Source organism: Paenibacillus contaminans, assembly GCF_003285015.1.
GTDB classification, from domain to species: domain Bacteria; phylum Bacillota; class Bacilli; order Paenibacillales; family NBRC-103111; genus Paenibacillus_V; species Paenibacillus_V contaminans.
In genome coordinates this window covers 56,354-70,089 of record NZ_QMFB01000019.1, presented here as the reverse complement: position 1 = coordinate 70,089, position 13,736 = coordinate 56,354, and the positions used below count along the sequence as shown (strand labels likewise).

Genomic DNA, 13,736 nt, shown 5'->3' with positions numbered 1-13,736 from the left:
CATCTTAGTCAGTTCTTTTCCGTTCAAACGACCATTAGCCTACAGCGCGTTCGCTCCGGCAACGATCTCGGAAATTTCCTGGGTAATTGCCGCTTGACGTGCACGGTTGTATTGAAGCGTAAGTCCGTTGATCATCTTCGTCGCATTTTTCGTCGCGCTGCCCATTGCGGTCATACGCGCGCCGAACTCGCTCGCCTTGCTTTCAAGCACAGCGCTGTAAATAAGCGTTTCCGCATACTTCGGCAGCAGCACCTCAAGCACGGCTTCCGGCGACGGCTCATATTCATAATCCGTAGTCGGACCGCTGGTTTTCATATCATCAAGAGGGAGCAGTCTTTTCTCCACAGGCGTTTGCGAAATCGCGTTGATAAACTGGTTATACACCAGGTACAACTGGTCGTATTCGCCTTTCTCAAAGCCTCTTACGGCAGCAGCCGCAACCGCTTTGATGTCCGCGAACGAAGGCGCGTCGGGAAGTCCCGTCACTTCTTCGTGGATGGCGATATTCCGTCTCTTGAAGAAGTCTCTGCCCTTGCGTCCGACGACGAAAATAGCGAACTCGTCGTTCGATTTATGCCGCTCGTGAATCGTGTTAATCACTTTACGCAATACGTTGGCATTGTAGCCGCCTGCAAGACCGCGGTCGGACGTGATGACCAAATATCCGGTCTTCTTAATCTCGCGCGATTGCAGCATCGGATGCTTAATGCCCTTCGTACCTGCAGCGATGCTTCCGATTACTTCCTTGATCTTGTCCGCGTAAGGACGTGCCGCTTCGGCGCTGTTTTGCGCTTTCTTCAGCTTGGAGGCCGCAACCATTTCCATCGCTTTCGTGATTTGACGCATGTTTTGTTTACTCTTGATTTGGCGCTTAATTTCGCGAATCCCTTTTGCCATGCTTTCACCACCTTCAAACTTGCATAAGCAAGTTACTTCGTAAAGAATAGCCAAGCTTGCATCGGCAAGCCGCTCTAGAAAGGGCGCTCCGAGCTATTCCGAAGCGTCGGAGCTTATATCGATTGCGTTCGTGCCGCCGCCATATCCGAACAGCCCTAGGCACAAGCTAAGCTTTCCTTACGGAAAGCCAGCTTGGTTTGGACCTTCCGGGCGTCGGGACAAAATCCTTGACGACTAAGCAGATGGCGCAAAGCTTCTTTTAAATTTATTGATCGCGTCAACGAGCGCTTTCTCGTTGTCGGCAACCAGATCCTTCGTATCGCGAATCGAAGCGAGAATTTCCGAATGGCTCGAATCAAGGAACGCCAGAAGCTCTTTCTCGAAGCGGATAACGTCTTGAACCGGAGTTTCGTCCAGATGGCCTTTCATAACCGTGTAGAGAGCAACGACTTGCTTCTCGACAGGCAATGGCTCGTTAACGCCTTGTTTCAGAACTTCCATCGTACGAGCGCCGCGGTTCAGAATCGATTGCGTCGATTTGTCGAGGTCGGAACCGAACTGCGCGAACGCAGCCAGCTCGCGGTATTGCTGGAGCTCAAGCTTCAGCGTACCGGCAACCTTCTTCATCGCTTTGATTTGTGCGGAGCCGCCGACACGGGATACCGAGATACCGACGTTGATCGCCGGACGTTGGCCGGAATAGAACAGGTCGGATTCCAGGAAGATTTGACCGTCCGTGATCGAGATCACGTTCGTAGGGATATAGGCGGATACGTCGGACGCTTGCGTTTCGATAAACGGCAAAGCAGTCAGGGAACCTGCGCCCAGTTCGTCGTTCAGCTTAGCTGCACGCTCGAGCAAACGGGAGTGAAGATAGAATACGTCACCAGGGTAAGCTTCCCGGCCCGGTGGACGTCTCAGGAGCAAGGAGAGCTCACGGTATGCGGCAGCTTGTTTGGACAAGTCGTCATAGATAACGAGCACGTGCTCGCCTTTATACATGAAGTACTCGCCCATCGCGCATCCCGAGTACGGCGCCAAGAACAAGAGCGGAGCCGGTTCGGATGCACTTGCCGTAACAACGATCGTGTAGTCCATCGCGCCGTTGCGGCGGAGGGTTTCTACGACGTTCGCTACCGTGGATTGCTTTTGGCCGATCGCGACATAAATACATTTCATGCCGGAGCCTTTTTGGTTGATGATCGTATCGATCGCAATCGTCGTTTTACCGGTTTGACGGTCGCCGATGATAAGCTCACGTTGACCGCGGCCGATCGGAACCATCGAGTCGATCGCTTTGATACCGGTTTGCATCGGCTCATGAACGGATTTACGCGCCATTACGCCTGGTGCCGGAGATTCTACGGGACGGAATTGCGTCGTGTTGATCGGACCTTTGCCGTCAACCGGCTGACCGAGCGAGTTAACGACACGGCCGAGCAATTCTTCGCCTACGGGAACTTCCATGATACGGCCGGTGCGTTTTACTTGGTCGCCTTCGCGGATATCTTTGTAAGGCCCCAAGATAACGATACCGACATTGCTTTCTTCGAGGTTCAAGGCCATACCCACAACGCCGTTCGAGAACTCGAGCAGCTCGCCGGCCATAACGCTATCTAGACCGTGTGCACGGGCAATACCGTCACCTACCTGAATAACCGTACCGACTTCAACGACTTGAATCTCGGATTTATAATTTTCGATTTGCTTTTTAATCAGCGTGCTGATTTCTTCAGGTCTGATACTCAACGAACCTCACCCCTAACTATTGTGCTTTTGAGAACGAATTTTGCAGCCTAGTCAGCTTGCCGGACAAACTGCCATCGAACAAACGATCGCCGATTTGCACTTGTACGCCGCCGATCAAGCTTGCGTCTATAACATTTTCAATTCGGATTTTTTTGCCGACCAGCTTGCCGAATTGTGCTGTAATTTCTTCTTTTTCCTTGTCGGAAAGCGCCGTAGGCGAAGTCACGACAGCATTCGCTTGACCGAGCGCTTCATTCGCGATTGCGACAAAAGCGTCGAGCACGTAAGAAAGCGCGTCTTCACGCCGTCTTTCCAACAAAAGGCACAATGTGTTAAAGACGGTTTCGGACAATTGATCGCCGAACACCTCTTTGACCATTTCGACCTTCGCTGCGGATGCGATATTCGGATGCTGCAACAGCTGGCCGAAATCGGGATTGTCCCGAATAACCGCTAGCACCGAACGCAGCTCTTCCTCCACCTGTGCAACCAGGTTCTGCTCGCGCGCCACTTCAAACAGCGCTCTAGCATACCTTTTTGCTACGATCGTACCGCCGCTCATAGCTTGCCTCCTACCTCTTTCAGGTATTTGTCAATGAGCTCTTCTTGCGACTTTTCATCCACTTGCTTCTCGATAATTTTCGATGCTACCATAACGGCCATCGCACTGACTTGACCGCGCAATGCAGCAACGGCTTTGTTCTTCTCGCTCTCGATATCCTTAAGCGCATCTTCTTTGATGCGGTTGGATTCCGCTTTTGCGTTCTGAATCAGCTCGTCCGCTTGTTTGCTGCTCATCGTACGGGACTGCTCGATAATCGCGTAAGCCTCTTTGCGGGCTTCCTCGATGACTTTTTTCTGTTCTGCCAGAAGTTTATCCGCTTGATCGCGATTGTCGCTGGCCGATTTCATTTGTTGAGCGATCATTTCACGACGCTTCTCCATCATGCCGAAAAGCGGCCCGAAAGCGTATCTGTTCAACAGCCAGTACAAAATTGCAAAGGCTAAAATCGCGAATGCAAACGACTCCCATTTCCACGCCATTCCTGTCACTCCCTTCCAATCATTCGAAAGAATCGCTCTTTAATACCTGTTATTCACAAGCACTCTCGTTTTTAAGAACCCAAGACCGGCGAAACCATGTATGTCTTCACCTGTTGTAAACGCCGTGCAGTCTTAGGCAAAAATGAAGGCGCGGATGGCTTAGGCCTTCCCCGCCAACAAACGGGCTGTGAATTACGCTTGGAAGAACATCAAGAATGCAAGAACGACGCCGATGATTGGAACTACCTCGACGATACCGACACCGATAAACATAGTCGTTTGAAGCGTACCGCGAAGCTCAGGCTGACGGGAAATGCCTTCTACCGTTTTACTTACGATCATACCGTTACCAATACCTGCGCCAAGTGCACCCAAACCGATAGCGATTGCTGCTGCCAATAATTCCATTTGTAAACATCCTCCTCATAGTGGTGAATCTAAAATATACGGGTTGTTACCCGAGAGGCTTTGCCTCTTAAATGAGCGCGACAACTTCTAATGATCTTCTTCATTGTGGATAGCTGCCGAGCCAATGTACACCATTGTCAAAATCGTAAACAAGAAGGCTTGTACGCCGCCTACGAAAAGACTGAAGCCCTGCCAAGCGGCAAGAAGCGGAGTTCCCCAGATGCCGGCCATAAGAATGGTCGAAATCAGTACCTCACCCGCAAAAATGTTTGCGAACAAACGAAGGCTGAGCGTCAGCGGCTTCGAAAGCTCTTTGAGCACGTTCAATGGGAAGAAGAAAGGAAACGGCTCGAAATAGTGTTTGAGATAATGCTTCGTATTGCGCGTCAAACCAAGGAAATGCGTCAAGAAAAAGACGATAGCTGCAAGACCGAACGTAACGGATACGTCTGCGGTAGGCGATTTCCACCAAGCCACTTCTGCACCGTGATGGCCTTTATCGATTCCTTTTTGAATCATTTCATTGGAAATTAGCGTATGCCCGAAAAGTTTAACTTCTTCGGTGTGCTCGGTAACAATCCCGAACGGCAAGCCGAGCAGGTTGGAAACGAAAATAAAAAGAATCAGCGTCATGCCAAGAGAAAGATACGTTTTCACCTTGCTAAGAGGCATAGTGCTGGCAATCAGGTTGTGTACGAACTCGACGACCCACTCCATGAAGTTTTGAATCTTGGAAGGGTTTTCGACTGACAGGTTGCTTACTGCAACGCGAGCCAGCACGAATACGACTACACAGGAAACGATAATCGCCAAAAAAGTAGAAACGTCAATATTCAAACCACCAATTTGCCATGTAGGAAAATCATGCATTAGTCCATTTTCACCCCTTTCCTATGGGTTGTATTGCTACTTACGTTTAAAAATGGTTACCATACCTAACAGGAGTGTAACCATTTGGGCAAAAAATAATCCAACGATAGTCGCGGCCAAATCGACGCCGGGCTGCTTGATCGCCACCATAACGGCAATAAGCGCCACGCTGATCCTGGCCACAAATCCCAAACCGACTCGTTTTTGCGTTTTTTCGGCAATCTGCTGCCCCAACATCTCAATCTTGTAACGCAGCAAATGCGCATTGACGAGACTGCCTACCGCGCCCAGCATAATGCCGGCCGCATAGGGACGAACCGAAGGAACCAACGCCCAACCAACAAGTCCAACAGCCATAAGAAAAAGAGTTGCGCGCAGCAAAGTTCGTAGATGGCTTGATAAGTCAATCATGGTCGTCCTCCATAAATTTTCTTATGATCAGCACGACCGTTGCGATGCCGACGAAAAAACCGAACAGCACGCCTCCGATAACCCATCCTTTTCCTCCGCCGAAAATGCTTTCCGCATAACGTCCGCCGAAATACCCGAGTACCGTACAGGCCGCAACATCCAGACCAATCGCCCCAAGTAATCCAGCAGCCCGCCATGGACTCTGGTTGGAAGAATCCGAATTCTTCATGGCACAACCCCTAACAATCCTCATTTATTGTATCGGAGCAAGGTGGCAATGTCAATTCACCAAAAATCAAACATTTCGTGAACATTTCACGACAAACCCTTATAATTCAAGGCTTCCCGGTTTTGGAAACCGAACAGTGCCACTGTACGGTGCGGAGTTTTCGGCATGTGTTAAAGCTTGTCTCAATATCGGCCGAATATAGCTGCCTGACCCCTCATTAAAAACACCATTATTTACTAGGGGAAAAAGGTTCCGGACGTTCCGACGCCAAGCCGAAATGATGCAAAATCGCCTTAACGATTCTCGTCGATACTTGCCCGTCTCCGTAAGGATTGGACGATTTGCTCATTTTATCGTAAAGCGATTTGTCCGTAAGAAGCGCTTTAGCCCTGTTATAGACCGTTTCTTCGTCGGTGCCGACCAGCTCCAGTACGCCGGCGCCGACGCCTTCCGGACGTTCTGTCGTATCGCGGAGCACCAGTGCCGGTATGCCGAACGACGGCGCCTCTTCTTGAATCCCGCCCGAATCCGTCAAAATCAGATGCGTATGCGGGTAGAAGTTGTACAATTCGAAAACATCCAACGGTTTAATCAGCTGAATGCGCGGATGACCGCCTAAAATTTCGTGAGCGGGTTCCAGGACGGCAGGGTTCAGATGAACCGGATACACAATGCGTACATCCTCGAACTCGTCGGCGATTCGTCTCACCGCCCGGAAAATTTGCCGATGCGGTTCGCCTTGCGACTCGCTGCGGTGCGCTGTCATTAGAATAAGCTTTCCGTCCTTGGCCCAATCGAGCATAGGATGCGCGAAATCTTCTTTAACCAAGTATTGCAGCACGTCGGTAATCGTATTGCCGGTTACGTATATCGCATCCTCGGCTTTGCTTTCGTTCCTCAGATTGCCCGCCGACCAGTCGGTTGGAGCAAAATGAAGATCGGACAGCACGCCTGTGAGCTGGCGATTCATTTCTTCCGGATACGGTGAAAGCTTGTTCCATGTACGCAGTCCCGCTTCCACATGACCGACTTTAATACGCTGCAAGAAAGCTGCGTAGCTGGCGAGGAATGTCGTCGACGTATCGCCGTGAACCAGCACGATATCCGGCTTCGCTTCCTTCAAAATCGGATCAAGCCCTTGCAGGACGCGGACCGTAAGCTCGTTAAGCGACTGGCGGTCTTTCATGACGTCGAGATCGTAATCCGGTTTCACGTGAAACAATTCGAGCACCTGATCTAACATTTGCCGGTGCTGGGCGGTCACGCAAACGACCGAATCGATTTGCTCCGGATATTTCTGCAATTCGAGAACGAGCGGAACCATCTTGATCGCTTCGGGGCGCGTCCCGAAGATGGTCATGACTTTTATGCGCTTCATCGGATTGTTTCCCCCTATCGTTAAGGCGCCAAGCAAGCAGTACCGTTAAACGGCTTGCAGCGGCTGCGGGCTAAGCCCATGCGCTCCAAAAAAGCGGGGTCGCAATGTCGCAGACCGCCGCCCGCTTGCTCGTCGCACAAGATTAATTCGTCCCGTATAACCTGTCGCCGGCATCTCCAAGACCCGGTACGATATAACCGTGATCGTTCAAATACTCATCCACTGCAGCGACGTAAATATCAATGTCAGGATGCGCCTTCTGAACGGCGGCCACGCCTTCCGGCGCAGCAATCAAACACATCAGCTTGATGCGGGTGCACTGCCGCTTCTTGAGAAGATCGATTGCGGCGATCGCCGAGCCGCCTGTCGCCAGCATCGGATCGATGACGATCAGCTCGCGCTGCGTCGGATCCGTAGGCAGCTTTACATAATATTCGACCGGCTGCAACGTCTGAGGATCGCGGTACAGTCCGATATGGCCGACTTCTGCGGTAGGCATCAGCTTCAGCATGCCGTCGACCATGCCGAGTCCGGCACGTAAAATCGGTATAAGACCAAGTTTGTTGCTCCCCGAAACGATGTGGCAAGTCGTCTTGGTAACCGGCGTCTCCACCTCGACTTGCTCGAGTGCGACATTGCGCGTAATTTCGTACGCCATGAGCGAGGATACCTCGTCCACCAGTTCCCGGAAGTCCTTCGTCTTCGTATTTTTATCGCGTATGTACGTTAATTTATGCTGGATCAGAGGGTGATCGCAAACAAACACCTTACCCATGTTGTCCTCCCGATTGTCTGCTTACAGGCCAGGCTCCGACGATCGCATCCGGATTTCGGTGCAACATGTTTTCGCCTGATGTCAACAGGAATTTACAGAAACCTTGCTTATTATACCACAATCGTTAAACATGCAGTATCGGATTTAACGTTTTTGTAAATCGTATTTGAAAATCGCTGAAAAAAAGTATTACAAGGAAAAAACGGGCCGCAAGCGACCCGTTCCGTTTATTATAAGGAAAGTTTCATTATGCCTGCCCGTAGTTCAGGCTAGGATACATCGGATATTGTGCCGTCAAATCGGCGACCATGCCGCGAACTTTATCGTGAACGGCTGCGTCGTTCGGATTTTTCAGCGTAAGTGCGATCATTTGGGCGATCGATTTCATAGCCGCTTGGTCAAATCCGCGGGAAGTCGCAGCAGGCGTACCGATCCGAATGCCGCTAGTAACGAACGGACTCGTAGGATCGAATGGAATCGCATTTTTGTTTACCGTGATGCCTACTTCGTCAAGCAGGTGCTGAGCGACTTTACCGGTCAGATTGATGCCGCGCAGATCGACCAACAGCAAGTGGTTGTCCGTACCGCCCGAGACGATGTTAAGGCCTTGAGCAAGCAATTCTTCAGCCATGGCTTGCGCATTGTCTATTACTTTCTGTGCGTACGTTTTGAACGAAGGCTGCAGCGCCTCGCCGAACGAAACCGCTTTGGCTGCGATAACGTGCATGAGCGGACCGCCTTGCGTGCCCGGGAATACGGCTTTATCGATTTCTTTCGCCCATGCTTCGCGGCACAGGATCATCCCGCCGCGCGGACCGCGAAGCGTTTTGTGCGTCGTCGTCGTTACGAAATGAGCGTGCGGCACCGGATTCGGGTGAAGTCCCGTCGCAACGAGGCCGGCGATATGCGCCATATCAACCATGAACAGGGCGCCTACGTCGTTGGCGATTTGCGCGAAAGCTTCGAAATCGATCGTTCTCGGATACGCGCTCGCACCCGCTACGATCACTCTAGGTTTATGCTTGAATGCAGCTTTGCGGACTTCGTCGTAATCGATGCGGAACGTTTGCTCGTTAACGCCGTAAGCTACGAAATTGTACAATAAGCCGGATGCGTTAGCCGGGTTTCCGTGAGTCAAGTGACCGCCATGAGCCAGGTTCATCCCGAGGATAGTGTCGCCAGGCTTTACCGTTGCCAGATATACGGCCAAGTTCGCTTGTGCGCCGGAGTGCGGCTGTACGTTCGCGTGCTCCGCGCCAAACAGTTCCTTCGCCCGATCCCGAGCGATATCTTCCACTACGTCAACATACTCGCAGCCGCCGTAGAAACGTTTGCCCGGATAACCTTCCGCATATTTGTTCGTCAGAACCGATCCCATCGCTTCCATTACAGCCGGGCTGACAAAGTTCTCCGAAGCAATCAGCTCGATTTTGTCACGCTGTCTACCTAACTCCAAATTCATCGCTTCCAATACTTTCGGGTCCGCTTTACGCAAAAAATCCATGTTCGATTCCTCCTGAGTCGTTATGTTTTTGGTCATCCATTATGAATAAAAATAGATACAAGGATAAACGATCATATGCATCTTCCGTCGGGCGACAGGTCGCACGCTATGCTGAAAACCCAGCGTAAACGCGCATTTTCGTAAAAAACACTGCGACTCCCCTTACGAAGGAAGCTGCGCGTTAACCGGGACGACTTTTTGTTGTCGCCGCCCCTTTTGAAAGAAAGCATCGGCACTTCATCACGGTCCTACGAACAGCTTCCGTTCGCCTCGTTAGCCGCTTCCTCGGAGTAGACGGCACGAACGCCGCCGATCAGCTTCGGACGCGTGTACGCCATCTGCACCGGCGCGTGGCCGATAAAGCGAATCGACGGCCGCAAAGGAACCGCGACGCGTCGCAAATGCATGCCGATCAGCGTACCGCCGATGTCGATGCCTGCATGTGCGGCGATCTCTTCCACCACGACAGGCTGCTGAAAATGCCGGTATGCATATGCGGCCATAGAGCCGCCCGCCTTTGGTACGGGAATAACCGATACCGGTTCGAGCGCCGGATACCGGGCCAGCAGCTCCCGTTCGATAACAAGCGCACGATTTAGATGCTCGCAGCATTGAAAGGCGAGGGAAAAGCCTGTTTTCGCTCTCACTCGCATGATGCCGCGATACAGCCGCTCCGCCACCTCGATTGTGCCCGATGTGCCGATATGGCGGCCTAGCACCTCACTGGTGCTTGTCCCGACGACGACAATTTGTCCCGCTTCCACTCGCCCCACTTCAACCAACTCGCTTAGCACCGTCTCAACGTCGGCTTCGATCTTGTCCAGCTCCACTTGCCGCCGGTCGTCCGATTCCGTACCGCCCACCTCGGATATTTCGTCAGCTGGCCGCATTGCGGCATCCCCTTTCCTGCAGCGCCGTTTGATGCGGACAGCTTAGCAAAGCTGCCTGTCGCGGCGGCTTTTTCAACTTTGCTTACGGATGGATCGAATATTTGTCTTCCAGCGCTTTGATTTTACCTACGCGCGTTTCGTGGCGTTGTCCGTGCGAGAACGGCGTCTCGACCCATATCCGGACGATTTCCGCAGCAAGACCGGGACCGATGACGCGCTCGCCCAGCGCCAGAACGTTGGAGTCGTTATGATCGCGCGTCGCCTTCGCCGAGAACGTATCATGCACAAGCGCACAGCGTATTCCCGGAATTTTGTTCGCAGCGATCGACATGCCGATTCCCGTCCCGCAAATGAGAATGCCGCGGTCGGCTTCGCCTGATACTACCTGTTCGCATACAGGCAGCGCGTAATCCGGGTAGTCTACGGAATCGGTGCAATCGCAGCCCACATCGACAACCTCGTGGCCCATTTCGAGAATGAGCGCTTTAATGCCGTCTTTCAACGCAAACCCGCCGTGATCGGAACCTATAACAATTTTCATGAGGACACCTCCCGTTATCATACCCTTAGTATAACCTATCCGTACCGTAAAACAGAAAAAGAGCACACGCGTGCTTCCACGTCGTTGCTCTTTGCCCAGGCGACCGGCCGTTACCCTCAATGCTCCATTGTGGTTATTCCCACTTGTCGCCAGTTACATTGAGTCCTATTTACTTGCTACTATCATAGCTCATTCTCTTCACGCTGTAAAGACTGCACCTTTCCTGTCGTACGCGGAAAAAAGCAGCCGCTTCTTCATTCATAGGATGTGCTAACCCAGTATTCCTTGGTGAATCTTGTAAGCCGCGATAAGCAAAGACGGACAGCTGTTTAATGAACCGTTATTAAACTGTGATCAGAGCGCGCTGGAAGCTTATCCTTGACTGCTTAACCGATCCAGCAATTTGCGCAAACTTCGTTCGATTTCCGCGGCGCTTATCTCGTAACTCGACCGGGACCCGCCGAACGGATCGGCGATGTCGTAATCCGGCAACCGGTCGACAAGCTCCAACAGCCGCGCCCGTTCGCTCGTGCCGATCTGCCGGCCGAGCGCTTGCTTCAATTGAAGCTCCGCACTAAGCGCTTCATGTTCGCGTACCGCCTCAAGAATGTGCGAATCATTTTCGGCATATTCTTTAAGCGCGTACGTTTTATCGACGGAATCGGGAAACTGCTGAATGACCGCCCGTTTATGATTAACCGTCATCGTCAAAATCAAATCGGCCCAACCGACAAGATTGCCGTCAAGGGGCTTGGAAGTAATCGATCCTTTATAGCCTTTTTCCCGCAAAATGGACGCCGAATGCGCCGACATGGAACAGCCCTCGATTGCGGCTACGCCGGCGGACTTGACCTCGACAGAAAGCCCTTGTTGCTCGGCCAGCAAGCTTAGAAGCCCTTCGGCCAGCGGACTGCGGCATGTATTTCCCGTGCAGACGAACAAAATGCGATGTGCCATATCGATTCGCCCCCTTCTCTCGCGAGCGCGTTATAGTAGTAGTATAGATCCATTGTAGCAAAAAGTGCGCTACATCAAAAATTTAATGCCAAAAACAAGCAAAATAATACCGCCGAACGCTTCTCCGTATTCGCCCACCCAATGTCCCGCTCTTCGTCCAAGCCATAAACCGGTAACGGACATGATTCCGCCGAAGGTTCCGAATAAGAGAACGGTGAGCAGCAAATCCGAGTCGAACATGCCGAAAGAGACGCCGACCGAGAACGAATCGATGCTGACCGTTAAGGCAAGCAGCAAAATCCCCCATAAGGTGCCGTGATCGAAAGACGGGGCGCTCTCTCCCTTCATTGCGCTGTACAGCATATGTCCTCCCAAGAGGAGCAGCAACCCGCCTCCTGCGGCGGTCGCCACATTCCCGAGAAGCGTACCTACATAATATCCGGTAAACATTCCGCACAACGGCATCAGCACATGGAACAAAGCGGTGATCAACCCGATCTGCAAAATGTGAATGAGCCGTATTCCTTTCATGCCGATCCCGATGCCGAGCGAAAATGCGTCCAAGCCTAGCGCAAACGCCATCACCAGCAGCGTAGCAAGCTGTCCCCATACCGCCACCGCCGTATCCATAGCCTTCCCCCCGATCCGCCTGTCCTACCTTCAACATATGCGGACAACTTGGGAAACATGCTAGGTTAGCCGTTTCGGAAAAAGCCTTGCAAGACAAGCTGACGAGCGATTATTCGCACTGTGCGCATTATCCTGGTGAACGGCTCAGCGGCGCGGGACGGCAGTGTATGACAGCGGCACACTTGGAGTGGCGATGACTGTCGTTTGTAGAAGCGTTCCACGTGCCGGTTAAACCTCTATCACTCGATCAGCCGCCGCTTTTCGCATACGGTTCATAACGGCCGCTCCGATCCCCTTCTCCTCCGGCGTCTCCGCCAAAATAAACGTTGCCCCCGCATCGTCAAAACGGCGAAGCGCCGCATACAACCCGCGTGCTACCGAATCCGGATCCGCCAGGCTGCCGCACGGCACGACTAAATCGGCGTCATATAATCGGGCGCGTTCGGCGAATGTCAAAACGCCCGTGACTTCCCCTCGCGCACGCGCAGCCTCAAGCTCCTGCCGGATGCGTGCTGCGACGCGCTCGGCCGATAAGCCCCGCACGAGCGTCAGACGGCCCTTGGGCGCGTAATGCGCGTACTTCATGCCGGGCGACTTCGGGGCCAGAGGCGTACTTGCACTGGCATCGGCCTTGGCCGCGACAGAAGCGCCTGCTGCAGCACCGTGCGCTTCCGCCCGGGTTACGACGGCGCCGTAAGCCTCGGCTCCCGCGCCATCGTCATGCGCCGAAACGACGGCCGCATCCGGCAAAAGCTGCGCGAGCCGTTCCGCGCTAACGCCGCCCGGGCGCAGCACGTGCACGCGGCCGTCCGCCGCAACCTCGACGACGGTCGACTCGACGCCGACGCCGGTCGGCCCGCCATCGACGATTCCGTCGATAAGGCCGTCCAGGTCGTCGAGCACGTGTCGCGCTTCCGTCGGGCTCGGGCGGCCGGAGCGGTTCGCGCTTGGCGCGGCAACCGGGCAGCCGGCGGCGCGGATCAGCGCTAGCGCGAGCGGGTGCGCCGGCATGCGCACGGCGACGGTCGCGAGGCCCGCGGTGACGCGCGGCGAGACGGCGCCGGGCTTGGCCGGCAGCACGAGCGTGAGCGGCCCCGGCCAGCATGCGTCCATAAGACGGCAAGAAGTCTCATCGACACGATCGACCAGATCGTGAAGCTGAGACTTGTCCGCGATATGGACGATCAGCGGATTGTCGGACGGACGGCCTTTGGCCCGGAATATGCCCTCCACCGCCTCGGTGCTGCGTGCGTCCGCCCCTAAGCCGTATACCGTTTCCGTCGGAAAAGCGACCAGCTTCCCTTCCCGGAGGCAATCGGCCGCTTCTTGTATTTCGGACTGCCGTACCGTTGCATCAAGCGCCGTGCCGACAGTCCATATTTTCGTCTTCATTAGAATTACCCTCTGCGTTTTTGTTGTTCATTATACATCCCGAGACAGCCGCTGTCACGGT

At 53.3% G+C, this 13,736-nt stretch carries 16 protein-coding genes and 1 riboswitch; all 16 genes read right to left on the bottom strand.

Going from position 1 to position 13,736, the window contains the following annotated elements; all coding sequences use genetic code 11:
- Positions 1 to 39 precede the first annotated feature (39 nt).
- Positions 40 to 897: an ATP synthase F1 subunit gamma gene (gene atpG / locus DQG23_RS27275; protein WP_113034202.1), complete on the bottom strand. Its 858-nt coding sequence runs from the start codon at positions 895 to 897 to the stop codon at positions 40 to 42.
- A 234-nt stretch (positions 898 to 1,131) separates the two neighbouring features.
- Complete coding sequence (gene atpA, locus DQG23_RS27270) at positions 1,132 to 2,646, bottom strand: F0F1 ATP synthase subunit alpha (RefSeq protein WP_113034201.1); 1,515 nt, start codon at positions 2,644 to 2,646, stop codon at positions 1,132 to 1,134.
- Positions 2,647 to 2,662: 16 nt separating this feature from the next.
- Positions 2,663 to 3,208 (bottom strand): F0F1 ATP synthase subunit delta, encoded by a 546-nt coding sequence (locus tag DQG23_RS27265; protein ID WP_113034200.1) that lies wholly within the window; start codon positions 3,206 to 3,208, stop codon positions 2,663 to 2,665.
- The gene (atpF, locus tag DQG23_RS27260; RefSeq protein WP_113034199.1) at positions 3,205 to 3,690 is read right to left on the bottom strand and encodes a F0F1 ATP synthase subunit B; all 486 of its coding nucleotides are present in this window, start codon (positions 3,688 to 3,690) and stop codon (positions 3,205 to 3,207) included. Before atpF ends, DQG23_RS27265 begins: the two co-directional genes overlap by 4 nt.
- Positions 3,691 to 3,882: 192 nt before the next feature.
- Complete coding sequence (atpE, locus tag DQG23_RS27255) at positions 3,883 to 4,098, bottom strand: F0F1 ATP synthase subunit C (protein ID WP_113034198.1); 216 nt, start codon at positions 4,096 to 4,098, stop codon at positions 3,883 to 3,885.
- An 87-nt stretch (positions 4,099 to 4,185) separates the two neighbouring features.
- Positions 4,186 to 4,968 carry a F0F1 ATP synthase subunit A gene (gene atpB, locus DQG23_RS27250; protein WP_113034197.1) on the bottom strand — a complete coding sequence of 261 codons (783 nt, stop codon included), beginning with the start codon at positions 4,966 to 4,968 and terminating at the stop codon, positions 4,186 to 4,188.
- Between the two features lie 36 nt (positions 4,969 to 5,004).
- Positions 5,005 to 5,379: an ATP synthase subunit I gene (locus DQG23_RS27245; RefSeq protein WP_113034196.1), complete on the bottom strand. Its 375-nt coding sequence runs from the start codon at positions 5,377 to 5,379 to the stop codon at positions 5,005 to 5,007.
- The gene (locus tag DQG23_RS27240) at positions 5,372 to 5,608 is read right to left on the bottom strand and encodes an AtpZ/AtpI family protein (protein WP_113034195.1); all 237 of its coding nucleotides are present in this window, start codon (positions 5,606 to 5,608) and stop codon (positions 5,372 to 5,374) included. Before DQG23_RS27240 ends, DQG23_RS27245 begins: the two co-directional genes overlap by 8 nt.
- 229 nt (positions 5,609 to 5,837) lie before the next feature.
- Positions 5,838 to 6,986, bottom strand: a complete 1,149-nt coding sequence (gene wecB / locus DQG23_RS27235; protein ID WP_113034194.1) for a non-hydrolyzing UDP-N-acetylglucosamine 2-epimerase — start codon at positions 6,984 to 6,986, stop codon at positions 5,838 to 5,840.
- Between the two features lie 142 nt (positions 6,987 to 7,128).
- On the bottom strand, positions 7,129 to 7,761 hold the full coding sequence (upp, locus tag DQG23_RS27230) for a uracil phosphoribosyltransferase (RefSeq protein WP_113034193.1): 633 nt from the start codon (positions 7,759 to 7,761) through the stop codon (positions 7,129 to 7,131).
- Positions 7,762 to 8,008: 247 nt separating this feature from the next.
- Positions 8,009 to 9,265, bottom strand: coding sequence for a serine hydroxymethyltransferase (glyA, locus tag DQG23_RS27225; protein ID WP_113034192.1), 1,257 nt, complete (start codon positions 9,263 to 9,265; stop codon positions 8,009 to 8,011).
- A 248-nt stretch (positions 9,266 to 9,513) separates the two neighbouring features.
- On the bottom strand, positions 9,514 to 10,155 hold the full coding sequence (locus DQG23_RS27220) for a TIGR01440 family protein (protein WP_113034191.1): 642 nt from the start codon (positions 10,153 to 10,155) through the stop codon (positions 9,514 to 9,516).
- An 82-nt stretch (positions 10,156 to 10,237) separates the two neighbouring features.
- Positions 10,238 to 10,696 carry a ribose 5-phosphate isomerase B gene (gene rpiB, locus DQG23_RS27215; protein ID WP_113034190.1) on the bottom strand — a complete coding sequence of 153 codons (459 nt, stop codon included), beginning with the start codon at positions 10,694 to 10,696 and terminating at the stop codon, positions 10,238 to 10,240.
- A gap of 86 nt (positions 10,697 to 10,782) precedes the next feature.
- Positions 10,783 to 10,863, bottom strand: a riboswitch (ZMP/ZTP riboswitch).
- A 205-nt stretch (positions 10,864 to 11,068) separates the two neighbouring features.
- Positions 11,069 to 11,653: a low molecular weight protein arginine phosphatase gene (locus DQG23_RS27210; RefSeq protein ID WP_113034189.1), complete on the bottom strand. Its 585-nt coding sequence runs from the start codon at positions 11,651 to 11,653 to the stop codon at positions 11,069 to 11,071.
- Between the two features lie 69 nt (positions 11,654 to 11,722).
- Positions 11,723 to 12,283 (bottom strand): manganese efflux pump MntP, encoded by a 561-nt coding sequence (locus tag DQG23_RS27205; protein WP_113034188.1) that lies wholly within the window; start codon positions 12,281 to 12,283, stop codon positions 11,723 to 11,725.
- Positions 12,284 to 12,511: 228 nt separating this feature from the next.
- Positions 12,512 to 13,675: an L-threonylcarbamoyladenylate synthase gene (locus DQG23_RS27200; protein ID WP_113034187.1), complete on the bottom strand. Its 1,164-nt coding sequence runs from the start codon at positions 13,673 to 13,675 to the stop codon at positions 12,512 to 12,514.
- Positions 13,676 to 13,736: the final 61 nt, after the last annotated feature.